This is a genomic window from Actinomycetospora termitidis, assembly GCF_030286555.1.
Taxonomy (GTDB): Bacteria; Actinomycetota; Actinomycetes; order Mycobacteriales; family Pseudonocardiaceae; genus Actinomycetospora; species Actinomycetospora termitidis.
The window spans coordinates 244394-268295 of the sequence record NZ_JASVWF010000008.1 but is presented as its reverse complement, the minus strand read 5'-3'; the positions used below and the strand labels follow the sequence as shown (position 1 = coordinate 268295).

At 74.5% G+C, this 23902-nt stretch carries 27 protein-coding genes; 13 read left to right on the top strand and 14 right to left on the bottom strand.

Features of this window, described 5'->3' with window-relative positions; translation table 11 throughout:
- Positions 1-80 precede the first annotated feature (80 nt).
- Positions 81-536, top strand: coding sequence for an ATP-binding protein (locus tag QRT03_RS28225; protein ID WP_286056489.1), 456 nt, complete (start codon positions 81-83; stop codon positions 534-536).
- Between the two features lie 13 nt (positions 537-549).
- Here QRT03_RS28225 and QRT03_RS28220 read toward each other — a convergent pair whose 3' ends face one another.
- Complete coding sequence (locus QRT03_RS28220; protein WP_286056488.1) at positions 550-1353, bottom strand: enoyl-CoA hydratase-related protein; 804 nt, start codon at positions 1351-1353, stop codon at positions 550-552.
- 420 nt (positions 1354-1773) lie between these two features.
- Between QRT03_RS28220 and treS the strand changes: the two genes are divergently transcribed.
- On the top strand, positions 1774-3984 hold the full coding sequence (treS, locus tag QRT03_RS28215) for a maltose alpha-D-glucosyltransferase (protein ID WP_286056487.1): 2211 nt from the start codon (positions 1774-1776) through the stop codon (positions 3982-3984).
- A gap of 33 nt (positions 3985-4017) precedes the next feature.
- Here the strand turns inward: treS and QRT03_RS28210 are convergent, their stop codons facing one another.
- The gene (locus tag QRT03_RS28210; protein WP_286056486.1) at positions 4018-5706 is read right to left on the bottom strand and encodes a Na+/H+ antiporter; all 1689 of its coding nucleotides are present in this window, start codon (positions 5704-5706) and stop codon (positions 4018-4020) included.
- 101 nt (positions 5707-5807) lie between these two features.
- Between QRT03_RS28210 and QRT03_RS28205 the strand changes: the two genes are divergently transcribed.
- Genes QRT03_RS28205 through QRT03_RS28190 form a run of 4 tightly spaced genes read left to right on the top strand, consistent with a single transcriptional unit; the run spans position 5808 to position 8786 of the window.
- A complete protein-coding gene (locus QRT03_RS28205) occupies positions 5808-6980 on the top strand; it encodes an MFS transporter (protein ID WP_286056485.1) in 1173 nt (390 codons plus the stop codon).
- A gap of 41 nt (positions 6981-7021) precedes the next feature.
- Entirely contained in the window at positions 7022-7351 is a 330-nt protein-coding gene (locus QRT03_RS28200; protein ID WP_286056484.1) for a hypothetical protein, read from the top strand.
- Positions 7351-8016, top strand: a complete 666-nt coding sequence (locus QRT03_RS28195; protein WP_286056483.1) for an ABC transporter ATP-binding protein — start codon at positions 7351-7353, stop codon at positions 8014-8016. The genes QRT03_RS28200 and QRT03_RS28195 overlap by 1 nt, the downstream gene beginning before the upstream one ends.
- Positions 8013-8786 (top strand): ABC transporter permease, encoded by a 774-nt coding sequence (locus tag QRT03_RS28190; RefSeq protein ID WP_286056482.1) that lies wholly within the window; start codon positions 8013-8015, stop codon positions 8784-8786. The genes QRT03_RS28195 and QRT03_RS28190 overlap by 4 nt, the downstream gene beginning before the upstream one ends.
- Before the next feature lie 4 nt (positions 8787-8790).
- Here QRT03_RS28190 and QRT03_RS28185 read toward each other — a convergent pair whose 3' ends face one another.
- Positions 8791-9114, bottom strand: a complete 324-nt coding sequence (locus QRT03_RS28185; RefSeq protein WP_286056481.1) for a hypothetical protein — start codon at positions 9112-9114, stop codon at positions 8791-8793.
- A 93-nt stretch (positions 9115-9207) separates the two neighbouring features.
- Positions 9208-9603, bottom strand: a complete 396-nt coding sequence (locus QRT03_RS28180; protein ID WP_286056480.1) for an STAS domain-containing protein — start codon at positions 9601-9603, stop codon at positions 9208-9210.
- A 210-nt stretch (positions 9604-9813) separates the two neighbouring features.
- Here QRT03_RS28180 and QRT03_RS28175 point away from each other — a divergent pair, with 210 nt between their 5' ends.
- From QRT03_RS28175 to QRT03_RS28165, 3 genes are all read left to right on the top strand, one after another.
- Positions 9814-10206, top strand: coding sequence for a DUF2267 domain-containing protein (locus tag QRT03_RS28175; protein ID WP_286056479.1), 393 nt, complete (start codon positions 9814-9816; stop codon positions 10204-10206).
- 48 nt (positions 10207-10254) lie between these two features.
- The gene (locus tag QRT03_RS28170; RefSeq protein ID WP_286056478.1) at positions 10255-10887 is read left to right on the top strand and encodes a DUF4383 domain-containing protein; all 633 of its coding nucleotides are present in this window, start codon (positions 10255-10257) and stop codon (positions 10885-10887) included.
- Between the two features lie 73 nt (positions 10888-10960).
- On the top strand, positions 10961-11842 hold the full coding sequence (locus QRT03_RS28165) for a Rieske (2Fe-2S) protein (protein WP_286056477.1): 882 nt from the start codon (positions 10961-10963) through the stop codon (positions 11840-11842).
- A 206-nt stretch (positions 11843-12048) separates the two neighbouring features.
- On the opposite strand, the gene QRT03_RS28160 is transcribed toward QRT03_RS28165, so the two are convergent.
- Entirely contained in the window at positions 12049-12462 is a 414-nt protein-coding gene (locus QRT03_RS28160) for an AAA family ATPase (RefSeq protein ID WP_286056476.1), read from the bottom strand.
- Positions 12463-12499: 37 nt separating this feature from the next.
- Here QRT03_RS28160 and QRT03_RS28155 point away from each other — a divergent pair, with 37 nt between their 5' ends.
- Positions 12500-13249 carry an SDR family oxidoreductase gene (locus QRT03_RS28155; protein WP_286056475.1) on the top strand — a complete coding sequence of 250 codons (750 nt, stop codon included), beginning with the start codon at positions 12500-12502 and terminating at the stop codon, positions 13247-13249.
- 63 nt (positions 13250-13312) lie between these two features.
- On the opposite strand, the gene QRT03_RS28150 is transcribed toward QRT03_RS28155, so the two are convergent.
- Positions 13313-13528 carry a CsbD family protein gene (locus QRT03_RS28150; protein WP_286056474.1) on the bottom strand — a complete coding sequence of 72 codons (216 nt, stop codon included), beginning with the start codon at positions 13526-13528 and terminating at the stop codon, positions 13313-13315.
- 134 nt (positions 13529-13662) lie between these two features.
- Here QRT03_RS28150 and QRT03_RS28145 point away from each other — a divergent pair, with 134 nt between their 5' ends.
- Positions 13663-14142 carry a nuclear transport factor 2 family protein gene (locus QRT03_RS28145; protein ID WP_286056473.1) on the top strand — a complete coding sequence of 160 codons (480 nt, stop codon included), beginning with the start codon at positions 13663-13665 and terminating at the stop codon, positions 14140-14142.
- Positions 14143-14226: 84 nt separating this feature from the next.
- Here the strand turns inward: QRT03_RS28145 and QRT03_RS28140 are convergent, their stop codons facing one another.
- From QRT03_RS28140 to QRT03_RS28115, 6 genes are all read right to left on the bottom strand, one after another.
- Positions 14227-14904: a glycosyltransferase family 2 protein gene (locus tag QRT03_RS28140; protein ID WP_286056472.1), complete on the bottom strand. Its 678-nt coding sequence runs from the start codon at positions 14902-14904 to the stop codon at positions 14227-14229.
- The gene (locus tag QRT03_RS28135) at positions 14901-15500 is read right to left on the bottom strand and encodes an SAM-dependent methyltransferase (protein ID WP_286056471.1); all 600 of its coding nucleotides are present in this window, start codon (positions 15498-15500) and stop codon (positions 14901-14903) included. Before QRT03_RS28135 ends, QRT03_RS28140 begins: the two co-directional genes overlap by 4 nt.
- Complete coding sequence (locus QRT03_RS28130) at positions 15497-16231, bottom strand: PIG-L deacetylase family protein (protein WP_286056470.1); 735 nt, start codon at positions 16229-16231, stop codon at positions 15497-15499. Before QRT03_RS28130 ends, QRT03_RS28135 begins: the two co-directional genes overlap by 4 nt.
- Positions 16228-17187 (bottom strand): acyl-CoA dehydrogenase, encoded by a 960-nt coding sequence (locus QRT03_RS28125; protein WP_286056469.1) that lies wholly within the window; start codon positions 17185-17187, stop codon positions 16228-16230. The genes QRT03_RS28130 and QRT03_RS28125 overlap by 4 nt, the downstream gene beginning before the upstream one ends.
- Before the next feature lie 30 nt (positions 17188-17217).
- Positions 17218-18393, bottom strand: a complete 1176-nt coding sequence (locus QRT03_RS28120) for a zinc-dependent alcohol dehydrogenase (protein ID WP_286056468.1) — start codon at positions 18391-18393, stop codon at positions 17218-17220.
- Positions 18394-18466: 73 nt separating this feature from the next.
- Positions 18467-19108 (bottom strand): protein-L-isoaspartate(D-aspartate) O-methyltransferase, encoded by a 642-nt coding sequence (locus QRT03_RS28115; RefSeq protein WP_286056467.1) that lies wholly within the window; start codon positions 19106-19108, stop codon positions 18467-18469.
- A 118-nt stretch (positions 19109-19226) separates the two neighbouring features.
- Between QRT03_RS28115 and QRT03_RS28110 the strand changes: the two genes are divergently transcribed.
- Positions 19227-20642: an alpha,alpha-trehalose-phosphate synthase (UDP-forming) gene (locus tag QRT03_RS28110; RefSeq protein WP_286056466.1), complete on the top strand. Its 1416-nt coding sequence runs from the start codon at positions 19227-19229 to the stop codon at positions 20640-20642.
- Positions 20643-20860: 218 nt separating this feature from the next.
- Here the strand turns inward: QRT03_RS28110 and QRT03_RS28105 are convergent, their stop codons facing one another.
- Complete coding sequence (locus tag QRT03_RS28105) at positions 20861-21166, bottom strand: hypothetical protein (RefSeq protein ID WP_286056465.1); 306 nt, start codon at positions 21164-21166, stop codon at positions 20861-20863.
- Positions 21167-21379: 213 nt separating this feature from the next.
- Here QRT03_RS28105 and QRT03_RS28100 point away from each other — a divergent pair, with 213 nt between their 5' ends.
- Positions 21380-22699 carry a hypothetical protein gene (locus tag QRT03_RS28100; protein WP_286056464.1) on the top strand — a complete coding sequence of 440 codons (1320 nt, stop codon included), beginning with the start codon at positions 21380-21382 and terminating at the stop codon, positions 22697-22699.
- Between the two features lie 95 nt (positions 22700-22794).
- Here the strand turns inward: QRT03_RS28100 and QRT03_RS28095 are convergent, their stop codons facing one another.
- Positions 22795-23607 (bottom strand): hypothetical protein, encoded by an 813-nt coding sequence (locus tag QRT03_RS28095; RefSeq protein ID WP_286056463.1) that lies wholly within the window; start codon positions 23605-23607, stop codon positions 22795-22797.
- Between the last annotated feature and the right edge of the window lie 295 nt (positions 23608-23902).

Here is a 23902-nt window from a genome sequence, read left to right as displayed (position 1 = left end):
GAGGGACGGCGGGCTGGTGATCCTCCCGGTGACTGCTACCGACCCCGTCCGACACCACGGGGGGCACGAGGGGCGACTTCATGGACTCCGTCGAGTTCGAACGCGTCGACTACAGCGCCGACATCGACCAGGGACCCCGCATCCGGGAGGACCTGCGGTCCTGGCTGCGGTCGTCGGCGGTCCCGTCGACCGTGGCGGACGGCATGGTCCTCGCGGCGAGCGAGGCCATCGACAACGTCGTCGTGCACGCCTACGACGACCAGCACCGGCGCGACGGGGTCGCCCGCATCGACCTCACCGTCATGCTCGACGCCGGCGAGGTCCTCGTGACGGTGGCCGACGGCGGCCGTTGGCGGGTCCCCGAGTCGGTCGACCAGGAACACGATGCGGTCGGCCGTCCCGCCCTCCACGGCCGCGGCATCACGCTGATGAACAGCCAGGTCGACGAGGTCGCGATCCACCACGACGCCCGTGGCACGACGGTGCTGCTGCGCTCGAGTGTGGCTGCGCCGGGTGAGCAAAAATCCGTGTCCTGACACGGGTTTCTGCTCACCCGGCCGAAGGCCACACGGGCGGACGCTTCTCCGCGAACGCCGCTAGACCCTCGGCCCGGTCGGGACTCGCGACGACGGCGGCGACGGCCCGGTCGGTGTCGGACCAGCCACGGGCGTCCGCCTCGAGCACCGCGGAGTCGACGGCGGCGAGGGTCGCGGCGACCGCGGCCGGTGACCGGGAGGCGATGCGCTCCGCGATCCCGAGGGCGCTCGCCTCCGCGGCGCCGGGTTCCACGAGGTCGGTCACCAGGCCCAGCTCGTGGGCGCGGGTCGCGTCCATCGGGTCGCCGGTCAGCAGCAGCCGCTTCGCGACGGCGGGTGGCACGGCGCGCGGGGTGCGGAACAGCGCCCCGCAGTTCGCGACGAGGCCGAGCCCGACCTCGGGCAGTGCGAACCGGGCGGTCGAGGACGCCACGACGAGGTCGCACGCGAGCGCGACCTCGAACCCGCCGCCGTAGGCGATGCCCTCCACGGCGGCGATCAGTGGGGTGGTGCGCCGACGCGCGACGACGCCGTAGTTGCCGCCGCGCGGGGTCGGCGCTCCCGGGCCCACGGAGACGTCCGTCCCGGCGCAGAACACCCCGCCCGACCCGGCGAGCACCCCGCACCGCAGGGCCGGGTCGTCGTCGAGCAGGTCCAGTGCCTCGTCGAGCCCTCGGGTGGTCGCGGCGTCGATCGCGTTGCGCTTCTCCGGGCGGGTGATCCGCACGAGCAGCACCGGGCCGTGCCGCTCGGTGGCCACCCGGGCGGCGACCTCGTCGGCGGTCGGGGCGGGGCGGTCCGGCCAGGGCATCGTCATGCGGGGGAGTGTCGCGCGTGTTCGCGTGGTCGCTGCGTACCCGCGCATGATCAACGAGCACTCCCGGTGGTGCTCGGACCCCGCCGACCACCGCAGGTGCTCGCTCGACCCCTCGCGATGCACGGCCCGGCGGAGAGCCCGTCCTTCGGGATGTGCGTCCCGCAACGCGTGGCTGTCGGAATGTCACGTCCTCCGGCCGTGTGCGTCCCGCAACGCGCGGCCGTCGGAACGTCACGTCCTCCCGCCGTGTGCGTCCCGCAACGCTGGCGGGCAAGCCAGGGCACCGTCATGACGTCGCCCGGGGCTGGATCGAATCAGCTCGCGACACCCCCGACCGGGGCCGATCCCGACGGCGGATCGACGTGGACCGCGTGTGACCATGTCGCGTCGTTCCGGTGGCGGGGAGAAAGAGGTAGGTCGGTGCAGGACGGGGCAGCCGGGCAGGACGAGGGCACGGGCCCGATCGATCTCACCTACGCCGAGCACTTCCACCCCGCCCGGCCGCGGGCGCTGCGCCACCGGCCGCGGGTGCGCTCGCCCTTCGAGCGGCGGCCGGCCGGCCGCGACGGCGAGCCGACCGGCACCAATCCGGCCTACGTCGCCTGGCTGCGTGGCCAGTCCATGCTCGCGGACGCGGACACCATCGCCCGCCAGTTCTCGGGCCGCGGCACGATGTGGCAGAACCCGTTCGCCGACCCCGACCCGCGCGGCGCCGTCGACACCGCGAGCGTGTGGTTCACGGCCTACCCGCTGTCGCTGATCACCCGGCCCGGGCAGCCGTTCCTCGCCGCGATGGCCGAGGAGGACCTCTGGCGGACGTTCGCCGCGATCGGCGTCGAGGCGGTGCACACCGGGCCGGTGAAGCGCGCGGGCGGCATCTCCGGCTGGGACCACACCCCGAGCGTCGACGGCCACTTCGACCGCATCTCCACGGTGATCGACCCGGCGTTCGGCTCCGAGGCCGACTTCCGGGCGATGTGCGGGATGGCGACCTTCCACGGCGGCACCGTCATCGACGACGTCGTCCCCGGGCACACCGGCAAGGGCGCGGACTTCCGACTCGCCGAGATGGGGTACGCCGACTACCCCGGCATCTTCCACATGGTCGAGATCGACCCGGAGGACTGGTCGGAGCTGCCCGTCGTCCCGCCCGGCCGGGACTCGGTGAACCTCGACGCCGCCACCGAGGAGCGCCTGGAGAAGGCCGGCTACATCATCGGCGCCCTGCAACGGGTGATCTTCCACGCGCCCGGGGTGAAGGAGACCAACTGGAGCGCGACGAAGGCCGTCGTCGGGGTGGACGGGGTGGCCCGGCGCTGGGTCTACCTGCACTACTTCAAGGAGGGCCAGCCCTCGATCAACTGGCTCGACCCCTCGTTCGCGGGGATGCGGCTGACGATCGGCGACGCCCTGCACTCGCTGGCCGACCTCGGCTCCGGGGCGCTGCGCCTGGACGCCAACGGCTTCCTCGGGGTGGAGAAGAGCGCGCTCGGCGGGCCGGCCTGGTCCGAGGGCCACCCGCTCTCCGGTGCCGCGAACCACCTGATCGCGTCGATGGTCCGCAAGGTCGGCGGGTTCACGTTCCAGGAACTGAACCTGACGATGGACGACATCCGCGAGGTCGGGCGCGCCGGCGCCGACCTCTCCTACGACTTCGTCAACCGCCCCGGATACCACCACGCCCTGGCCACCGGCGACGCCGAGTTCCTGCGCCTGGGCCTGCGGACCGCGGCCGAGATCGGTATCGACCCGGCGTCGCTGGTGCACGCCCTGCAGAACCACGACGAGATGACCTACGAGCTCGTCCACTGGGCCGCAGGACACCGTGAGGAGACGTTCACCTTCCGCGGCGAGGAGGTCACCGGCGCGCGGCTCGCGGAGATCGTGCGCGGGGAGCTGCTGGAGACGCTCGCCGGTCCGGACGTGTCGTACAACCTGGTGTTCACCACCAACGGCATCGCGTCGACCCTGACCACCGTCATCGCCGCGTCGATCGGCATCACCGACCTCGACGACATCGGCCCGGCGGAGATCGAGGAGATCCGCGCGGTCCACCTCATGCTCGCGATGTTCAACGCGATGCAGCCCGGGGTCTTCGCGCTCTCCGGCTGGGACCTCACCGGCATGCTGACGCTGCCCGTCGAGGAGGTCGCCGCGCTGGTCGCCGAGGGCGACACCCGCTGGATCCACCGCGGCGCGCACGACCTCATGGGCGTCGACCCGACCGCGACCCGCTCCGCCGAGGGCATGCCGCGCGGCCGCAGCCTCTACGGGACGCTCCCCGACCAGTTGACCGACGAGCGCAGCTTCGCCCGCCAGCTGCAGGCAATCCTCGCGGTGCGCAAGCACTACGGGATCGCGACCGCACGCCAGGTCGACATCCCGGACGTCTCCCACGCCGGGGTGCTCGTGCTGGTCCACGAGCTGGAGGGCGAGCGCCACGCGTTGACGGTGCTCAACTTCGGCGCCGAGCCGGTGATGGGCACGATCCGCTCCGAGGTGCTCTCGCCCGGCAGCGCGGTGCTGGACATGTTCACGCAGTCGCCGGTGGGCATCGTCGACGACCTGCACGCGTTCGCGGTCGACCTCGCCCCGCGCCGCGGTGTCGCGTTCCTGGTCGAGCCTTCCTGACGGCGGGTCGGCGCGGGTCGGTCCGGTCCACCGTCACCGCACCGTCAGCGCCGCCTGCTCCAGGTCGAGCTCGTGCTGGAGGCGCACGAAGGCCTCCTCACCGAGGGTGCCGGAGTCGCGCAGGGCCAGCAGGCGGGTCCGTTCGGCCACCAGCATCGCCTGGCCGTAGCGGCGGTAGGTCTCGCGGGTCCCCTCCCGGTCCCGGTCCCGGTCCCGGGCGGCGGTCGGCTCGGACTCGTGGTCCTCCTCCTCCGACACGGCGGGCACCGACTCCACCGCCCCGCCGCGGCCGGCGCCCTCGGCCCCGCCCTCGGCGTCGAAGGCGTCCGACGCGGCCTCCAGCGCCTCCGAGGCCGCGTCCATCCGGTTGTTCACCCGACGGCGCAGCTGCTCGACGACCTTCTCCCGGCCCGGGTCCTCCCGCTCGATCTCCTCCAGGCACTCCAGGGCCGCGTCGGCGGCGAGCCGGCGGGCGCGTGCCTCCTCCTTCGCCTCCTCGACGTCCTCGTGATGGGTCCCGGGCATCCGGCGCGCCAACAGGGGCAGCGTGAGCCCCTGCCCGAGCAGGGTCACGAGGATGACCACGAACGTCACGAAGACGATCAGGTCGCGCTGCGGGAACGCGATCGGCAGGGTCAGGACGGCGGCCAGGGAGACCGCGCCGCGCATCCCCGCCCACGAGGTCAGCAACGACTCCGTCCACGACGCGTGCCGTCGCCGCAACGCCGTGCCCAGGACCTGCTCGGTCAGCACCACCCACGCGAACCGGACCACGACGAGCGTGACGACGACCGCGACCGTCGCCCCCGCGACGGCCACGAACGCCATCCCCGAGATGCCGGCGACGACGGCCCGCAGCTGCAGCCCGACCAGCAGGAACACCATGCCCTCGAGGAGCCACGTCGTCGCCGTGCCCACCGCGCCGGTGACGACCCGCGCCCCCGGCTCCATGATCGTCGTGGAGCGGTGGCCGAGGTAGAGCCCGGCGACGACGACCGCGACCAGCCCGGACACGCCGAGCTCCTCGGCCGGCAGGTACACCACGAACGGCGTCACCAGGAACACGACCACGTCGGTGTAGGGGTGCAGGACCCGCCGTCGTACCCAGCCGACGGCGAGGCCGACCACGCCGCCCACCGCAACTCCGCCGAGGGCCACCAGCAGGAACCGGCCGGCGGCGGCCGGGAACGACAGCGCACCGCTGGTCACCGCCGCCACCGCGACGGTCAGCGCGGTCAGGGCGGCCGCGTCGTTGAACAGGCTCTCGCCCTCGAGCAGTGCCACGACGCGGCGGGGGAGCCGGATGGTGCGGGCGACCGCGGTCGCCGCGACGGCGTCCGGCGGTGCGACGACCGCCCCGAGCGCGCAGGCCGCCGCGAACCCCAGGCCGGGCACCAGCGCGGCGGCCACGGCCCCGACGGCCAGGGTGCTCACGAGCGTGAGCCCGACCGCGAGCAGCAGGATCGGCCGCAGGTGGATCCGGAAGGCGGGGAGCGACGCCGCGAACCCCGCGCCGTAGAGCAGCACCGGGAGGATCACGACGAGCACGAGGTCCGGGTCGATCCGGTAGTCCGGCAACCCGGGCACGTAGGACAGGGCGACGCCCACGAGGAGCAGGGCGATGGGGTCGGGCACGCCCGTGCGTCGTGCCGCCGCTCGCACCAGGGCGGTCACGATCACGAGGCCGACGACCGCGGCGACCAGGCCGATCATTCCGTCCATCCTCGACCTCCCGTCGACGGAGCGCGCCCGGGAGTGCCCGATCGCGGGCCGGATCACGAATCCGTCCCTCCGGGCGTGATGTCCGTTAGCGTGGTGCAACGATGAGCGAGCAGAGCGCGTGGCGGGTCGGGGCCGGAGCCGTCGCGATCACCACGTCGACCGTGCTCCCGGTGTTCCTGCTCGGTGCGTCGGCGGTGCAGGTGGGGGCGGAGCTGGGCTTCGACCCGGCGGCGCTGGGCCTCCTCGTGGCGGCGTACTTCGGGGTGTCGGCGCTCATGTCGCTCCCGGTGGGGAAGGCCGTGGAGCGCTTCGGCTCGCGGGTGACCAGCCGGGTCGCGGTGCTCGGGGCCGCCGCGGCGATGCTGCTCACGGCGGCGCTGGCGCGCTCGCTGACGACCCTCACGGTGATCCTGCTGTGCTCGGCGTGGTGCAACGTCATGGGCCAGCTGTCCTCGAACCTCACGCTGGCGCGGTCCATGCCCGCGCGCCGGCTCGGCCTCTCGTTCGGCGTGAAGCAGGCCTCGGTGCCGCTCGCGACGCTGCTCGCCGGGCTGGCCGTCCCGGCGCTCGCCCTCACCGTCGGCTGGCGCTGGGCCTACGTGTGCGCGGCCGCCCTCGCGCTCGCCGCGCTCGCGGCCGCCCCGCGGGGCTCGGCGGCCCGGGCCGCAGACACGGGCGGCGACAGCGACCGGGCCACCGCCGCGCTCGCCGTCGTCGGGGTCGCGGCCGGTCTGGGGGCCGGCGCGTGCACCGGGCTCGGCATCTTCCTGGTCGCGGCCGCGGTCGACCGGGGCATCCCGCCCGGGATCGCGGGCCTGGTGCTGACGCTGGGCAGCGTCGTCGGCCTCGTCATGCGGGTGCTGCTGGGGTGGAACGCCGACCGTCGGTCCGGAGGGCACATCACGGTCGTCGCGAGCTGCCTGCTCGCGGGCGCGGTCGGCCTGGTCCTGCTGGCCCTGCCGGGCACCGTGGCGCTGGTCGCCGGGGTGGTGCTCGGGTTCGGGCTGGGCTGGTCGTGGCCTGGGCTGCTGCAGTTCGCCGTGGTGCGGCTGAACCCGGAGGCGCCGGCCGCGGCGACCGCGATCGTGCAGGTCGGGGTGTACGCGGGCGGGTTCCTCGGTCCGGTCGGCTTCGGGTTCACCGCGGGCAGCGTCTCCTTCACCGCCGCCTGGCTCGTCGCCGCCGCGGCGATGGTGGTGGCCGGGGTCCTCGCCCTGATCGGGCGACGGATGCTCGTCGCCCACCGGGCCCGACGGGTGCTGCAACCCGCCTGATCCCGCGCGCCTGGCGTCGGAGCAGGGCACACTCCGCTCCCATGACCGATGCCGAAGCGGCGGCCGTCACCGCGTTGCGGGAGGCCCGACAGGCCCTGACGATCGGCGAGCGCGCCGCGGACGCGGCCGAGACGCCGAGCGATCACGACAACGACGTCGCCCTCGAGATCGCGCGGCTGCTCGAGGCCACCGTGCACCTCGTGCGCACCAGCGACCTCGAGGCCGTCCCCGTGCGCGGCAGCAACCACCGGTTGCACGCGGTGATCCAGCACCTGTCGTCCGGCGCGGAGCTCGCGCGGCGCACCGGCCGCGACGACGACGGCCCCGCGACCTCGCACCCGGAGCCCCGGACGGCCGGACCGGACGACTGATGCCCGGCTTCGCGCTGCGCGGGGTGGTGCTGCGCCACGGGGACGCGACGGTCCTCGACGGCGCCGACGCCGAGCTGCCCGGCGAGGGCGTCACGGTGCTCTGGGGACCGTCCGGGGCCGGCAAGACCTCCACGCTGCGGCTGCTGAACCGCCTCGACGTTCCCGACGGCGGGTCGGTCGCCTACGACGGCACTGACCTCGCCGACCTCGACCCGAGGGCGCTGCGGCGCCGCGTCGGCATGGTGTTCCAGCGCCCCACCCCGTTCGCCGGGACCGTCGCCGACAACCTCGCGGTCGCGAGCCCGGACGCCGACCGGACGACGATGCAGCAGGCCCTGGAGCGGGTGTCGCTCGCGACGGACCTGCTCGACCGCGACGCCGACACCCTCTCCGGCGGCGAGCTGCAGCGCATGTGCCTGGCCCGCACGCTGATCACCGCGCCGGAGACCCTGCTGCTGGACGAGCCGACGTCGGCCCTGGACGCCGAGCCGGCGCAGGAGTTCGAGCGCACCGTCCTGGACCTGGTCGGCGGCGGGCTGACCGTGGTGTGGGTCGGTCACGACGCCGAGCAGGTACGCCGGGTGGCCGATCGGGTGCTGGAGCTGCGCGACGGTGGGCTCGTCGAGAGCCGGGAGTGGGAACTGGCGAGGAGGTCGTCGTCGTGACCATCAGCTGGACCGGACTGGCCGTCTCGCTCGTCCTCGTCGTCGTGGCCGCGGGCATCTCGCTGGCCTGGCGCCTGGGGCTGGAGCGCAGCATCGTCTGGGCGGCCGCCCGCGCCCTCGTGCAGCTGCTGATCGTGGGCGGGATCCTGGTGCTGCTGCTCGCGCCCGGGGTGTCGTTGTGGTGGTCGTGGCTGTGGGTCGCGGCCATGCTGGCCTACGCCGCGTACACCGCGCGGCAGCGCGCGCCCTCGATCCCGGGGCTGCTCCCCGTCGCCGGGCTGGCCTTCCTCGCCGCGGGCGCCGTCTGCCTGCTGGTGCTCTTCGGGCTGGGAGTGTTCCCGCTGACCTCCCGGACGCTCGTGCCGATGGCCGGCCTGATCGTCGGGAACGCCATGACCTCGACCGTGCTCGCCGGCCGTCGGCTGCAGGAGGAGTTCGCCGACAAGCGCGGCGAGATCGAGGCGCGGCTCGCGCTGGGCCAGTCGGGCCGCGACGCGGCCCGGCCCTACCTGCGCGGGGTGCTGCGCTCGGCGCTGAGCCCGCAGATCGAGACGACGAAGGCGACCGGGCTGGTCTTCCTCCCCGGGGCGATGACCGGGCTGATCCTCGCGGGCGTCCCGCCGGTGCAGGCGGTGCTCGTCCAGGCCGTCGTGATGTTCCTCGTGCTGGCCGCGGCCGCGACGACGACGAGTGTGGTCGCGCTGGGCCTCGTCCGGCGGCTGTTCACGCCGGACGACCGCCTGCTCGCGCTCTCCCGCGCCCGGACCTGACGTCTCAGGAGGGCCGCCGCGGAAGCAGTCCGACCGCCGTCACGAGGGCGAGGTAGGCGTCCTCGTAGGAACGCGTGGCCAGGTGCGAGCACGCCGTGCTGACCGCGGGGATCGCGCTGCACCCGCCGTCGGGACCGCGCTGCACCCGCTCGATCTCCGCGCGGAGGCGGCGTTCGAGGTGACCGGAGGTGACGGCGGGGTGCAGCGTGCGGAGGTCGCCCAGCATCCCGAGCGCCGTGCCCAGGGTCCGCCGGAGCGGGCCGAGGGCGCCGTCCTCCGAGGGTGAGGGAGGCGAGGGACGTCGCGTGGGACGCGGGGTGACGGACATGCCGAGACCTCCCGGAGGCGTGGGTGCGGGACAGCCGCGGCCTCGGGGGTGAAACCGGCCGGCGTGAGACAGAAGCCGGTGACCGGTGTCACGTTACTCGGCGGACGAAGTACCTGTCCACGCGACGCGGTGGCGCCGGGGGCCGGTGAGCAGGACGCGGTCGAGCCCGGTGAGCGCCAGCGCGCGCCGGGCCCGCGGGCTCACGCAGACCAGGCACTCGACGCCGTGGCGCGAAGCGTTCCCGCAGGCGCGGAGCAGCACCGTCATCCCGGCTGCGGAGATCAGGTCGACGGCCTCGAGGGCGATCGTGATGCTGGGCGCCCCCGAGAGCTCGTACTCCCCGGACGCCCGGAGGATGACGTCCTCGAGCACGCGGTCCAGGCGGGGCGCGGTCACGACGTCGAGGTCGCCGCACATGCGCACGAGGATCGACCCGGGTCGGACGTCGACGCCGATGGTCGGTCGGGCCGGCGGCTCGGTCTCGCTCACAGCGGGCTCCTCGGACGCGCGAGGGAGGGCGAGCTGGGAGGTCAACTCCGGCGGCGCCGAGCAGGCGCGCCACCGCCGGAGCCTATCGAAGCCGTGCCCGCGGTCACCAGCCGAGATCCGACGGTGCCGGTGCGTCCCGGTCGTACGTGTGCGCCCGGGAGGGCGCCGGGCACCCGCGTCATCCGACACCGACGAACGGAGAGGAAGATCATGCAGCAGGACGAGTTCATCAGCGCGGTGCGCGAGAGCACCGGCCTGGACCACGAGGCCGCCGAGCGGGCCCTGCAGGCGACGCTGACCGTCCTCGGCCGGCGGCTCGCCGGGGGCGAGACCTCCGATCTCGCCGCACAGCTCCCCGCCGGCCTGAAGGAGCAGCTGCCCTCCGAGGGCGGCGGCGAGCAGTTCGACGTCTCGACCTTCTACGAGCGGATCGCGTCGCAGGAGGGCGGCGACGTCACGGCGGCGCAGGCCCGCCAGCACGCCCGCGCGATCGCCAAGGGCCTCGAGACCGCGCTGACCGACGGCGAGTGGGCGAACTTCACCAGCCAGCTGCCGGCGGACTACGCCGACTGGCTGGGCACGGACCCCGTCCTGAAGCACTAGTTCCCGACGGCCGGTGTGGCCGATGAGGCCGACCGGGTTCCCCGGACCATGAGCGAGCGTTCCGCCCGGTACGACCCCGCGACGCAGACCGACGCGCCCGGGCGGTCGTCGGTCCACGACCGGGCGGGGCGCTCCTCCACCGGGCCCTATGTCCCGTCGGACCACGACGAGCAGGGCAACCCGATCCCGTCGGTCCCGCACGAGGGGTTCCTGGGACGGATCGCGACGTCGTTGCTGCTCGGCCAGAGCGTGGTGCTCGCGGTCGTCGCCGTCTGGGCCGTCGTCGGGCTGGCGACGTCGGGAAGTCCGGCCACCGTGCTGAACCTGCTGATCACTCCGGCGCACGCCGTCCTGCTGGCCGTCACCGCCGTGCTCGGGGCGACGGCCGCGGTGAAGCGCCGGTGGTCGCGTCGCTGGACGGTCACGCAGGTGGTGCTCTACCTCGTCGTCTACCTGATGGGGCTCACGGCCGGCGGCAACGTGCCCCAGGCGGGCTGGCTGCAGCTCAACGGCCCGGATCACTTCCTGCACATCACCCTGGCCCTGCTCGGCTTCGTCATGATGATGCTGTTCAGCGCGCGGATCGTGGAGCCGCCGCCCGGACCGGAGCCGTACCCGAACAACCGCACGGACGACCCGGGGTCGGAGGGTCAGGAGGGCGACCGGGCCGAGCGCGGCTGATCAGCAGGTGTGGCGGCAGGTCCGGCTCGGGCACTCCGGGCGGACCACCACCACACCGAGAGCGAGGGACCGCGTGCGCCCCTTCGACGACATCGACCGGATCGCCCGGACGGAGGCCCTCGACCGGGTCGCGGCACCCGCCCGGGACCTCGTCAACCGCGTGCTCACGAACCGGAAGATCGCTGACGTCCTGCACGGCGTGCCGATCGGCCACCCCCTGCACCCCGCGCTCGCGCAGCTCAGCTTCGGCAGCTTCCTGTCCGCCGGCCTGCTCGACATCCTGCCGCGGACCCGCCGCCCGGCCACCGCGCTGATAGGGGTGGGACTGCTCGTGGCCGGCCCCACCGCGGCCTCCGGTTGGGCGGACTACTCGCAGGCCCACGAGGAGCAGCAGCGCGTCGGCATCGTCCACGCCGCCGCCAACATCACGATGATCACCGGGTACGTCGCGTCCCTCGCGGCCCGGCTCCGCGGTCGGAGCACCCGGGGCGCGCTCCTGGGGTGGGCGGCGCTCGCCGCGGGGTCGGCCGGCGCGGTGCTCGGCGGGCACCTGAGCTACCACCAGTCCCTCGGGGCGAACCACGCCGAGGACTACCCGCACATCGGCCCGGAGGACTGGACCGACGCCGGCGCCCTCGCCGACCTGCCCGAAGGTGAGCCGGTGGCCCGGCGCGCCGGCGAGGTGAACGTGGTCGTCGTGCGCCGTGGGGACGAGGTCCGGGCGCTCGGGCAGCGGTGCCCGCACGCCTCGGCGCCGCTCTCCGATGGCGATCTGGCCGACGTGGACGGCGACACCTGCGTCGAGTGCCCGTGGCACGGCAGCGTCTTCCGGCTCGACGACGGGCGGGTCATGCGCGGCCCGGCGACCGCTCCGGCCGCGGTCTTCCCGACGCGCGTGCGTGACGGGCGGCTCGAGCTGCGGGTCGCCACGTGGCCGGGTGTGCCGGCGAGCTGAGCCCCCCGGGCGCCGTTGAGCGAAGGGCACCTCCGGTCGAGTAGACGGGTCGTGGGCGCCCTTCGCCAGTCGCACCCCCACCGAGCGAAGGGCACCTTCCGTCGAGTAGATCGACCGATGGTGCCCTTCGCTCAATCCGGCGGCCCGTGCAGCGCGCGGCGCCCGTACCGACGACCACGGCGTCGGCGCGCTCGGGGTCGCCGCGCTCAGCCGTGCTCGACGAGGTCGTCGAACCCCTCGTCGAGGGCGGGCTCCTCCCACCGCGAGGCCGCTGCGTACAGGCCCACCTCGGGCACCGGGTCCTGCCGCGCGGCGTTGCGCTCCAGCGACAGCGGGAGGTCGGGCCGCCACCAGTGGCCGATCACCCGCGCGCCCGCCGCCCGGGCCGTGGCGATCACCCCGGCGCGTTCCGCGGCCGACGGCTGGGTGTTGTCGACGCACACCGACCGGCCCTCGTCGAGCAGCGCGGCGAACTCCCGGAGCAGGCGCGCCTCCCGGTGCCGGGCCGAGCGGGGCATGGCGTCCTTCGACACGAGCGCGTGGGTGTCGGCCAGCGTCGAGGCGTAGAACGTCGTCTTCCCGCACGCCTGCAGACCGATGAGAAGGACCACGTCGAGCATCCGGTGAGTGGATCACGTCGGTCGGGGACCCGCCGTCATGACAGGACGACTGGACGGGACGACCGCGGTGGTCACCGGGGCGTCGAGCGGGATCGGCAACGCCACCGCACGGGCCCTCGCCGCCGAGGGCGCACGCGTCGCGCTGTTCGCGCGGCGCCGGGACAAGCTGGAGGACCTCGCTCGGGAGATCGGCGGGCACGCCGAGGTGCACGAGGTCGACGTGACGGACGCCGACGCGGTGCGGGAGGCCATCGACTCCGTGGCCCGGGACCACGGCGGCATCGACGTCCTGGTCAACAACGCCGGCTACGGGACGATGGACCCGGCGTCGGAGGCCGACCTCTCCGAGTGGCGCACCATGGTCGACGTCAACCTCAACGGCGTCCTCGCGACCACCCACGCGGCCGTCGGCCACCTCAGCAAGGCGGCCTCGGGCGCTCGGGGGATCGCCGACGTCGTGACCGTCAGCTCGGTCGCCGGGCGCACCGTGACCGGACCGGGCAGCAACGTCTACGCGGCGACGAAGCACGCCGTGGGCGCGTTCTCCGAGGCCCTGCGCCAGGAGCTGGCCCCGCAGCACGTGCGGGTCGGGCTGGTCGAGCCCGGGCTCGTCGACACCGAGCTCACGAACACCGGCCGGCAGAACGCGCCGGACGCGTCGTCCGCGTCGGAGATGGGCGTGCTCGAGGCCGACGACATCGCCGACGCGATCGTCTACATCGTCACCCGACCGCCACGGACCGCGATCAACGAGGTGCTGGTGCGTCCGGTCGAGCAGACCCGCTGAACGACGAACGGGCCGTCCGTCACGGTTGATCGTGACGAACGGCCCGTTCATGGGTCCTGCGTGCTACTTCTCCTGCGCGGACTTCCGCTCCGCCTGGGCGCGCGCCTGCTCGGCCTCCTGCTCCTTGCGGCGGGCCTCGTCCTCCTTGGAGGCCTTGCCCTGCTGGGCCTGGCCCTCACGGGCGACGGAGTCGGCGCCGGTCACGGCACCGACGGCCTCCTTGAGGCGGCCCTTGAGGTCCTCGGCGGAGGTGTCCTGGTCGCGGGTGTTCTCGGCCATCGCGGTCGTCCTCCTGACAACGTCCATCTGGGTCGTGGTGCGGCTACCCGTCGGTACGGCTGGTGCACACGGCCGATTCCCGACGACGGGTCGGTCACGTTTGTGACCACCCCCGTGCGGCGCACCCGCCCCGCATGGCACCCGGAGCCGAGACCCAGCTGACCTCGTCGATCGCCCGCCGCTTCGTCGACGCGTTGCGCGCGGTCGAGAACGACGGCGACCCGGAGGGCATGGCGGCGCTCGCCGGGACGGGGACCCGCTGGACGAGCTCGGGCGCCGCGCAGGCCTCCACCGGGCCGGAGGGCGCTCGGGAGTTCTGGGACGCCTACGGCCGCGCGTACGCCGACATCACCTCGCACTTCACGACGGTCACCGAGACCGATTCCCGCGCGGTCCTCGAGTGGGTCAGCACCGGGCACCACCACGACGGTCAGCCGGTGCGCTACGTCGGGGTCACCGTGCTCGACCTCGACGACTCCGGTGTGGGCGACGTACGTCTGTACTTCGACACCACCGCCGCCCGCGCCGTGGCCACGAGCGGCGCCACCGCCGCCGACGACATGCTCGACGACGCCACTGCGGCCTCCGGGCGCAACTCCGGCCTCGCGCCGTAGGCCACCCTCCGGTGACGAGCGAACGGCACCTTCGCAGCTTCTACGCGCGCGAGAGTGCCGCTCGTTCGGAACCGAGCCCCGGGATCAGCCTGCCTCGAGCTCACCGAGACGCGCGGCGAACCCGCCGTGCGCGCGGGCGATCCGCCGTCCGCTGGTGAGCACCGGGCTGCGGCGGGACCGGTGCACGGTGAACCCGCCCGCGTCCAGCGCCGCGACCAGCGCCACGTCCTCGCCCACGGCGAGCCCGGCGAAGCCGCCGCAGCGCTCGTAGGCCTCGCGGCGCACCCCGAGGTTCGCGCCGTGCACGTGCGGGTGCGGGTCGTCGGCGGCGTCGTACACGTCGCGGAACCAGTCCCGGGTCGAGGAGCCGTGGCCGTCCCAGTCGTCGACGTAGACCGCACCGACCCGTGCGTCCACCCCGTGGTCGTACGCCGCGAGCTGCGCGAGCAGCCAGTCCGGCGGGACCTGCGAGTCGGCGTCCGTCGTCGCGATCCAGTCCGGGACGGCGCCCGGGCCGTCGATCAGGGTCCGGACGCCCGCATCCCGCGCCACCCCGACGTTGCGGGCCGCCACGGCGAACTGGTCGACCCCGCGGTCGCGGGCGATCTCCCGGCTGGCGTCCCGGCAGGAGTCCAGGACGACGAGCGTGCGCACCGCGGCACGACCCCGGACCCAGCGCGCCGCCCGGGAGATCGCGTCGAGGCAGTCCCCGAGCAGTTCCTGTTCGTCGTGGACGGGGACCACGACGCCGAGCACCGTCATCGCAGCCCCACGCGGAACGCGACGGAGCGGGGCGACGGGGGCACGCGCGCGAAGACGTCGAGGCGAAAATCGTCCTCCCGGTGCTCGGCCAACCGCCCCAGACCCTCCATGCGGGCCAGCTCGTCGTGCACCCGATCGCCGTCGACGGGGTACTCCGGGGCCTCCCGGATCCAGTGCACGGCGACGAGGGTCCCGCCCGGTTCCAGCGCGTCGACGACGGCGCTCCAGAACCGGGCCCGGTCGGCGTCGTCGAAGTAGTAGGCGAGCTCGGAGACGACGACGAGGTCGAAGCGGCCGGGCGGGAACGCGTCGGTCTCCTCCACGGTCACGTGGTCGAAGCCGGCCACCCGGCTACGGGCCCGCTCGACGGCAGTGGCGCTGACGTCGGTGCAGACCAGCTCGCGGCAGCGCGGGGCGAGCAGGCGGGACAGCGCCCCGCCCGCACACCCGGGCTCTGCGGCGCGGCGGTACTCGGCGTCGGGCAGCGCGGCCAGGACGAGGGCCCGCTTGCGGTCCTCGTAGAAGGACGACTCCAGGCCCCACGGGTCCTGCTCGGTGGCCCACAGGTCGTCGAAGTGCTCGCGGGGCAGGCTCACCGCCACAGCACCTCGTCCGCCCGCAGCAGCCGCTCGAGCACGGGCCCGGGGAGGATCGCGGCGTCCTCCGGGGCGTCGGACAGCGGCGCGACCTGGGTGGTGAAGCGCTCGACGGCCGCCCGCTTGGCCCGGCGGGCCTCGTCGTCCCCGGTGACGGCGACCGCCCCGGTCGCGTCGAGGTCCTCCGGCCGCGCCCAGTGCCACCACCAGATCGCGTAGCGCAGGACGGGGACCCCAGCGCCGGACGCGGCCTCGGCGACGGCGTCGTGGTCGGGGTGGCCGTCCCCGACGACGGGGGCGAGCAGCGTGTCGCCGGGAGCGACGACGCCGGCGAGCGCGGCCGCGAGCTCGTCGCGGTGCCGCGCCACCCCGCCGTCGGGAAGCCCTGCCCGGATAACCGGCGCGCCGCCGAGTCCGAGTTCCCGGAGCGCCGCCGTGCGTTCGTCGACGCGGCGGGCGGCGAGCTGGGTGGGGGAGAGGGTCGGGCTGCCCGGGTGGCTCGCCTCGCCGTCGGTGACGGCGAGGACGACGACCGCCGTCCCGGCCCGGGCCCAGGCGGCGAGCGTGGCGCCGGCGCCGAGGGTCTCGTCGTCGGGGTGCGGGGCGAGGACGACGACGCGGCCGGGCGGCCGCACCGCCTCCGGGGCGACCCGGGGGAGGGAGGCCAGGACGCCCGAGTCCTGCCACCGCTGCTCGGACGTCCCGGTCCCGGTGAGGTCCCGGACGCTCACAAGGTCACCTCCGGCTGCTCGACGGCGAGGGTGCCGAGTGCGGCGAAGTCCCGCTCGGCGTGGCTCTGGCGGACGTAGACCTCGAGGTCGGCGACGTGCCGGGCGTGGGCGGCGTCGTGGGCCAACGGCCCCGGTCCGGTGGCGCGCCCGGTACTGCGCAGGGCGGTCTCGACGGCGGTCTCCACGGTCGCCCGGACGGCGAGGGCCCGGCGGCGGGCGGTGGGGACGGTGTCGAGATCGGCGTCCGCGGCGGCCGCCGCCTCCCGCAGCATCGTCGCCGCGGCGCCCAGGGCGGCGTCGACCCGGCCGAGGTGCGCGGCGTCGTGGGCGTCGCCGCGACCCTCGGCGATCCGGGCACGCAGCGGGCGGGCCACGCCGACCGCCCCGCCGAACCAGACGGCCGCGACGCCCGCGGCGGCGTGCCAGAAACCCGGCCGCTCGAGGTAGTCGCGCGGGCCGCCGACCGGGTGCGCGCGGGTGCCGTCGAACCGCACGGTCGTGGTGCCGGCGCCGGCCATGCCGAGGCCCACCCAGGGGTCGGCACCCGCCGTCACCGTCGGGTCGTCGAGGGCGACTGCGAAGAGCCGCTCACCCGCCGTCACGAGGGCGTCGGTGCACCGGTCGCTGCCCGAGCACCACGGGACCGTGCCGGTCAGGGTCCAGCCGTCGGGACCGGAAGCGGCCTCGACGCCGGTGTGCCGGGCCTGCGCGGCCCACACGCCCCACAGCGACCCGGGCCGCGGAGGATCGCCCCCGAGCTGCCGGAGGATCCCGGTGGCGTCGAGGTGGGCCTCCGCGAGGCGGGCGGCGACGAGATCGTGCGTCGCGGTCGCCGCGAGCACCCGCCAGCCGTCGAGGGTGCGCTCCGCCCCGGCCAGCGCGTCCAGCGCTGCCGTGAGCGTGGACCGGGCGGGGCCGGGGCGGACGTCGAGCACGGCGTGCGGGTGGGCGATCACCGCGCCCGTTCAAACGAGGTGCTTCGCCGACTACGGCTTGAGCACGACCTTGATCGCGCCGTCCTGCTTCTTCTGGAAGATCTCGTAGCCGTGCGGGGCCTCGTCCAGCGGCAGCGCGTGGGTCTCCAGGTCGTGCACGCCGAGCGGGTCCTCGTCGGTCAGCAGCGGCAGGATCTCCGGGACCCACTGCTTGACGTGCGCCTGGCCCATCGCGAGCCGGATGCCCTTGTCGAACATCGTCAGCATCGGCAGCGGGTCGGCCATCCCGCCGTAGACCCCGGACAGGGAGACCGTGCCGGCCCGGCGCACCGCGTCGACGCAGCCGACCAGTGCGGCGGTCCGGTCGACACCGGCGACCGACATGAGCGGGGCGGAGATCGCGTCGGGCAGCTTCGAGGCGACCTTCTGGATCGCCTGCGGCACCGGCGACCCGTGCGCCTCCATCCCGACGGCGTCGATGGCCGAGTCGGTGCCCCGGCCGTCGGTGCGGTCGCGGATCGCGCGGGTGACGTCGCCGTCGGTGTCGTTGACGACCTCGATGCCGTGGCGCTGCGCCATCGCGATGCGCTCGGGCACGGAGTCGACCGCGATGACCCGGAAGCCCAGGTGCTTCGCGATCCGCGCGCACATCTGGCCGATGGGGCCGAGCCCGAAGACCGCGACGCTGCCGCCGGCGGGGATGTCGGCGAACACGACGGCCTGCCACGCGGTGGGCAGCACGTCGGAGAGGTAGAGGAAGCGCTCGTCCGGCGGGCCCTCCGGGACCTTGATCGGCCCGAACTGCGCCTGCGGCACGCGCAGGTACTCGGCCTGGCCACCCGGGACCTGCCCGTAGAGCTTGGTGTAGCCGAACAGGGAGGCGCCGCAGCCCTGGTCACGGTTCTGCGTCGTCTCGCACTGCGCGAACAGGCCCCGCCGGCACATCCAGCAGTGCCCGCACGAGATGTTGAACGGGATCACCACGCGGTCGCCGACCTTCAGGTCACCCGTCTCCGAGCCGACCTCCTCGACGACGCCCATCGGCTCGTGCCCGAGGATGTCGCCCTTGTCGAGGAACGGCCCGAGCACCTCGTAGAGGTGCAGGTCCGAGCCGCAGATGGCGGTGCTCGTCATGCGGACGATCGCGTCGGTCGGCTGCTGGATGGTCGGGTCCGGGACCTCCAGGACCCGGACGTCGTCCGGACCCTGCCACGTGAGTGCCTTCATGTCGGTCGGCTCCCCGATCGCGCGCGTCGCGGAAACGACGTCGTCGGTCGGACGGTTCCCGACGACGGGTCGGTCACGACATCGCCGCCCGCACCGCATCGGAGGCACCCCGCATCGGCACGAAGCGCACCGGGCCGAGGTGCTCCTCGCGGCCCCGCCGGCGGCGGACCAGGACCCCGTCCCGGTCCACGCCGAGCGGCGCGACCAGGACGGCTCCGGGCGTGACCTGCTCGAGCACGGCGGGCGGGAAGTCCGGGGCCATCGCGGTCATCGACACCGCGTCGAACGGGGCCCGGTCGGGGGCGCCGTGCGCGCCGTCGCCGTGGCGGACCTCGACGTCGTCGATCCCGACCCGCGCCAGGCACCGCCGGGCCGCGGCGGCGAGCTCGGCGTCGTACTCCACGCTCACCACGCGCGCCCCGCAGCTCGCGAGGACCGCGGCGGCGTAGCCGTTCCCGGTGCCGATCTCGAGCACGCGCTCGCCACCGCGCAGGCGCAGTGCGGCCGCCATGCGAGCGACGATGCCGGGTGCGGAGATCGTCTGGCCGCCCCCGATCGGCAGCGGGGTCTCCTCGTAGGCGACGTCGGCGAGGTCGGAGCACGCGAAGCGCTCGCGGGGCACGGTCCCCATCGCCGCGAGGACCCGGGAATCGGTGATCCCGTCCTCGGACAGCCGATCGACCATCCGGCGTCGCCGGTCCGCACTGGTGCTCATCGCGCCACCACCCGTCGTCGGGAAGGGGGTGGCTGTGCGGTCAACCGATCATCCGGGTGCCCGATCGCGCGCCCGGCGACACGTGTCCGCCCCGGACCGGCGTGGGTAGACGCCGCTCATGGCCGAGTTCGTCGTCGTCGCCAACCGCCTGCCCGTCGACCTCGTCACCGGCGAGGACGGCGAGCAGCACTGGCAGGCCGCGCCCGGCGGTCTGGTCAGCGCCCTCGCCCCGACCCTCGCCGCGCGGACGGGGGCCTGGGTCGGGTGGCCGGGGGTGCCCGACGCGGCGCCGGAGCCGTTCGGCGACGACACGATCGGTCCGGACGTCACCCTGCACCCGGTGCCGCTCGACGCCGACGAGATCGCGGCGCACTACGAGGGCGCGGCCAACGCGACGCTGTGGCCGCTCTACCACGACCTGATCGCCACCCCGGTCTACGACCGCTCGTGGTGGTCGGTGCACCGCACGGTCAACGAGCGGTTCGCCGCGGCCACCGCGGACGTGGCGGACGAGGGGGCGACCGTCTGGGTGCAGGACTACCAGCTCCAGCTCGTCCCGCGGATGTTGCGCGAGCGGCGCCCCGACCTGCGGATCGGCTTCTTCCTGCACATCCCGTTCCCGCCGGTTGAGCTCTTCCAGCAGCTGCCGTGGCGGAGCGAGGTGGTGGACGGCCTGCTCGGGGCCGACCTCGTCGGGTTCCACACCCCGGGCGGCGCGGCCAACTTCCGGTGGCTCGCGCAGCGGCTGTGCGGGGCCGAGGTCGACGACGGCCCGATCGGGCTGCGCACGGCCGGCGGCGAGATCCGGCTCGGCGGGCGCACCACCCGGGTCGGCGCCTTCCCGATCTCCATCGACAGCGCCGCCTTCGCCCGCCGCGGCGAGGACCCGTCGACGGCGGACCGCGCCAGGGCGCTGCGCGCCGAGCTCGGTGACCCCGCGACGGTGCTGCTCGGCGTGGACCGGCTGGACTACACCAAGGGCATCGGCGTGCGGCTCGAGGCGTTCTCCGAACTGCTCGACACGGGGCGGCTGGACCCGGCGACGACGGTGCTGGTGCAGGTCGCGACCCCCAGTCGGGAGCGGGTGGACGCGTACCGGCGCACCCGCGAGGAGGTGGAGCGCACCGTCGGGCGGATCAACGGCGAGCACGCCGGGATCGGGCGTCCGGTGGTGCACTACGTCCACCGGTCGCTGCCGCCGGACGAGCTCGCGGCGCTCTACCTCGCCGCCGACGTGGCGCTCGTGACCCCGCTGCGCGACGGCATGAACCTCGTCGCGAAGGAGTACGTGGCCACCCGCCCTGACGACGGCGGCGACCTCGTGCTCTCCGAGTTCACCGGGGCCGCGGAGGAGCTGACCGAGGCGCGCCTGGTGAACCCGCACGACCTCGACGGGGTGGCGGCGGCCATCGCCGACGCGGCGGCGGAGGTCGGCTCGGACGCTTCCCGACGGCGGATGTCGGCGCTCGGCGCGCAGGTGGCCGAGCACGACGTGGCGCGCTGGGCGGAGGCGTTCCTCGGCGCCCTGGGTTGACCTCGGGCGGGGGAGTCTGGTGCCGTGGGGATCCCTCACGGTTCAACCCGACGCCGTCCGACTCCCCGTCCCCGGGAGGTACCGGTGTCCGATCAGCAGCAGCCCCCCGTCCGCGCCGACGACGTGCTCACGCCGCCCCCGGACGACTGGCGCATCGCGGTGTGCGGCGGCGAACGTCCCGGCCCGTCCGGCGAGGACCCGTCGGATGAGGTCCCCGCTCAGCGTCGCGGGAACAGGCTCCGCACCTCGTCGACCGCCAGGTAGGCCTCCTCGGTCTGCCCGGCGGCCAGCAGAGCGCTGGCGGTCCGGATCGCCGCGGCCGCCCGGCCGTCGGTGCCGTCCTCACCGGACTCCGCGGCCGCCTTGGCGCGCGCCAACGCGAGCAGCAGCGTGCGGTCGCTGCCGACCTTCGAGGGGTGGGTGCTCGTCAGCACCTCGGCGGCCTGCGCGGTCGCGTCCGCCAGGGCACGCCGCGCCGGGCCGGTGCCGGCAGCGAGGGGAACGGTGGCGTGGTCGATCGACATGCGGGACTCCCGTCGTCGGCGAGGGGTTCGACGGCTGGGAGAGTCAACCGCCGGACGGCTACCCCCGGAGTGCGTGGGCTCACACGCCCGATCGCGACGTGTGCGTCCCGGATCCGGTGGGCACCTGGATCGGACCGGCGTCCGCCGGCTCCCAGCCCGTCGAGAACGACGCGGGCCGCTCCTGCTGTTCGGCTGCGCCTCCCGGAGTTCTCCTTGGCTTCCCCTGACACGTCCGTGCGCCCCGAGGCGTCCGACGCCTCCGACCCTTCCGCCCCCGACACGGCGGCGCTCGACACGCCGGAACTCGACGCGGGAGCTCCTGACGTCGGGTCCCTCGACGAGGCCGCCCTCACCCCGGACGGCAGTGCGCCCGCGGACGGCACGCCGCTCGCCGACGAGGTGTCGGTGCAGGCGTCCGCGTCCGGCGCGGACGAGAAGGCGTCCGACGAGGTCGTCGTCGGACTGCTGGCCGACCCGGGGCTCGCGAGCGACCTGGTCGCCCGCGTCGCCTCCGACCTCCCCGACGCCCTCGACGGCGCCGTGTCCGGCTACCGCTGGCGGATCGAGACCGCGAGCGGCCCGGTGGGTCTCGACGCCGAGGGTCTGCTGCCGATGCTGCGCCGCGGCAACCGGCTCCGGCGTGAGCACGGCTGGGACGTGGTCGTGCTGGTGACCGACCTGCCCCGCCGCGCCGGCACGCAACCGTTGGTGTCCGACTACGGCTCCGACGAGGGCGTGGGTCTGGTGTCCCTGCCGGCGCTTGGCGCCGTGTCGCTGCGGCGCCGGCTCCGCCGGGCGCTCGTCGACCTCGTCGCCGACGGACTGCTCGGCCACCGCGGCGCCGAGCCCGTGCGTCCGCACCGCCACTTCTCGCCGCCGGTCGCGCGCATCGCCTCCGAGGAGGAGGGCATCGACTCGCACCTCGCGCTGCAGGGCACGCGCGGCACGTTCCGCCTGCTCTGCGGTCTGGTGCGCGCGAACCGACCGTGGCGTCTGGTCCCCTCGCTCTCCAAGGCGATGGCCGCCGCGGCCGCCGGCGCCGCGTTCGGCGTCTTCTACTCGAACATCTGGCAGCTGGCGGAGTCCCTCTCGCCGGTCCGCCTGACCGTGGTGGCGGCCATCGCCGTGATCGCGATGGTCGTGTGGCTGATCGTCGACAACGGGCTGTGGGAACGGGCGGCCGCCCGGTTCCACCGGTCGGAGGCGACGCTGTTCAACGCGGCCACCACGGCGACGATCGGGCTCGGCGTCATCTGCATGGCGGCCCTGTTGATGACGATCACGACGCTCGTGGCGCTGCTCGTCATCCCGCCCTCCCTGCTGCCGGGGACGGACGCGTGGCCGGACGTGCTGTGGTCCTACCTGCGCCTCGGTGTGCTGTCCGGCTCGATGGGGATCGTGGCCGGTGCCCTCGGATCGGGACTCACCAGCCCGGACGCCGTCCGCCAGGCCGCCTACAGCACCCGCGAACAGCAGCGTCGGGCGCTGATCGACGACGAGGAGCCGAACGCCCAGGTCGCCGACGGCGGTTGACGCCACGGGGGCCGAAACACCGCCGGTGATCAGCGGGCACTGGGTGCTGTTCGGACGGCCCTCCGGCAGCGCTGAGGGCTCGCTCGACGGTGCCTTCACGTCACCTTCCGGAGGACTCGGGCGGCGAGTTCGTCGAAGGCGCGCGGATCCATGACCATCGCCGAGGTCACCACACCGATGTCCCACCCGAGGTCCCCGAGCCGCGCGCGATCGAAGGCGTCCCGGTTCTGGCCGGAGATCGACCGGTGCTCCGGTCCGTCGTACTCGAGCGCCACCATGTGTTCGGGCCACGCGAGGTCGAGGCGCGTCCCCTTCCCGGTCCGCAGCCTGACCTTGAGCTGCGCTGTCGCCGGTGGCACCCCGCGCTCGAGCAGCCCCAGCCGCAGCCGGGTCTCCGGCAACGACTCCGCGAGCGGCTCCATCAGGTCGATCACCTGCCGAACCTGGACCAACCCGCGCGCCCCCGGATGCCGGTCGGCGACCCGTCGGAGCGCGTCCGCGCCGAACTTCTCGCGGAAGGCCAGGGCGTCGACGGCGGCGACGGCCTCGACCAGCGGTGATCGCCGGGCGAGGTCGAACGCCGTCCGTGCGGGCGAGGTCAGCAGGGCGCCGAACCGTGAGTCGACCTCGTCCTCGGGTAGCCGGTCGACCCGGGTGAGGACGCCGGCCGGACTCCGGCGGCAGTGCTGGTCGAGGACGATCTCGGGGTCCTCCCACTGGCAGTCGGCGCCGTAGGCGAGCGCGGCCAGAGGGCCGGCGATGATCCCGCGGTCGTGGCTCCACACCGAGAGGGCCTGCACCCGCGTCTCGACGTCGATCTCGGCCTCCGCCCCGATGTAGACGTCGGGGTGCAGGCGCCGGAAAGCCGGTCCTCGCAGTTGTGCCTTGGTGAGCAGGCCGAGCTCCACCGCCAGGGATCCCCGGAACGGCAGGCTGGTCCATCGCGTCGGTGTCTCCACACTCGCTTGGAGTGCGCCGGCACCAGAACGGTTCCGTCTTTCTCCGCCACCGCAGTGCGCCGCTGTCGAGCGGGCCCTCAGCGCTGCTGCAGAGGCGTCTGAACAGTGCTGGGTGCCTGTTGATCACCGGGTGAGGGGGGTCGCTGCGAGCGCGAGGTGCGCCGCCGCCGAGCGGGCCCTCAGCGCTGCTGCAGTGGCGTCCGAGCAGCACTGAGGGCCCGTTGACCAGCGGGCGGTGGCGACC

Excerpts from the sequence above, each read along its gene's own strand:
- QRT03_RS28145 (WP_286056473.1), top strand. The coding sequence starts at position 13,663 with ATGGCACCCGGAGCCGAGACCCAGCTGACCTCGTCGATCGCCCGCCGC.
- QRT03_RS28120 (WP_286056468.1), bottom strand. The coding sequence starts at position 18,393 with ATGAAGGCACTCACGTGGCAGGGTCCGGACGACGTCCGGGTCCTGGAG.
- QRT03_RS28115 (WP_286056467.1), bottom strand. The coding sequence starts at position 19,108 with ATGAGCACCAGTGCGGACCGGCGACGCCGGATGGTCGATCGGCTGTCC.
- QRT03_RS28105 (WP_286056465.1), bottom strand. The coding sequence starts at position 21,166 with ATGTCGATCGACCACGCCACCGTTCCCCTCGCTGCCGGCACCGGCCCG.
- QRT03_RS28110 (WP_286056466.1), top strand. The coding sequence starts at position 19,227 with ATGGCCGAGTTCGTCGTCGTCGCCAACCGCCTGCCCGTCGACCTCGTC.
- QRT03_RS28225 (WP_286056489.1), top strand. The coding sequence starts at position 81 with ATGGACTCCGTCGAGTTCGAACGCGTCGACTACAGCGCCGACATCGAC.
- QRT03_RS28170 (WP_286056478.1), top strand. The coding sequence starts at position 10,255 with ATGAGCGAGCGTTCCGCCCGGTACGACCCCGCGACGCAGACCGACGCG.
- QRT03_RS28185 (WP_286056481.1), bottom strand. The coding sequence starts at position 9,114 with ATGTCCGTCACCCCGCGTCCCACGCGACGTCCCTCGCCTCCCTCACCC.
- QRT03_RS28175 (WP_286056479.1), top strand. The coding sequence starts at position 9,814 with ATGCAGCAGGACGAGTTCATCAGCGCGGTGCGCGAGAGCACCGGCCTG.
- QRT03_RS28200 (WP_286056484.1), top strand. The coding sequence starts at position 7,022 with ATGACCGATGCCGAAGCGGCGGCCGTCACCGCGTTGCGGGAGGCCCGA.
- QRT03_RS28205 (WP_286056485.1), top strand. The coding sequence starts at position 5,808 with ATGAGCGAGCAGAGCGCGTGGCGGGTCGGGGCCGGAGCCGTCGCGATC.
- QRT03_RS28155 (WP_286056475.1), top strand. The coding sequence starts at position 12,500 with ATGACAGGACGACTGGACGGGACGACCGCGGTGGTCACCGGGGCGTCG.
- QRT03_RS28140 (WP_286056472.1), bottom strand. The coding sequence starts at position 14,904 with ATGACGGTGCTCGGCGTCGTGGTCCCCGTCCACGACGAACAGGAACTG.
- QRT03_RS28220 (WP_286056488.1), bottom strand. The coding sequence starts at position 1,353 with ATGACGATGCCCTGGCCGGACCGCCCCGCCCCGACCGCCGACGAGGTC.
- QRT03_RS28160 (WP_286056476.1), bottom strand. The coding sequence starts at position 12,462 with ATGCTCGACGTGGTCCTTCTCATCGGTCTGCAGGCGTGCGGGAAGACG.
- QRT03_RS28195 (WP_286056483.1), top strand. The coding sequence starts at position 7,351 with ATGCCCGGCTTCGCGCTGCGCGGGGTGGTGCTGCGCCACGGGGACGCG.
- QRT03_RS28150 (WP_286056474.1), bottom strand. The coding sequence starts at position 13,528 with ATGGCCGAGAACACCCGCGACCAGGACACCTCCGCCGAGGACCTCAAG.
- QRT03_RS28210 (WP_286056486.1), bottom strand. The coding sequence starts at position 5,706 with ATGGACGGAATGATCGGCCTGGTCGCCGCGGTCGTCGGCCTCGTGATC.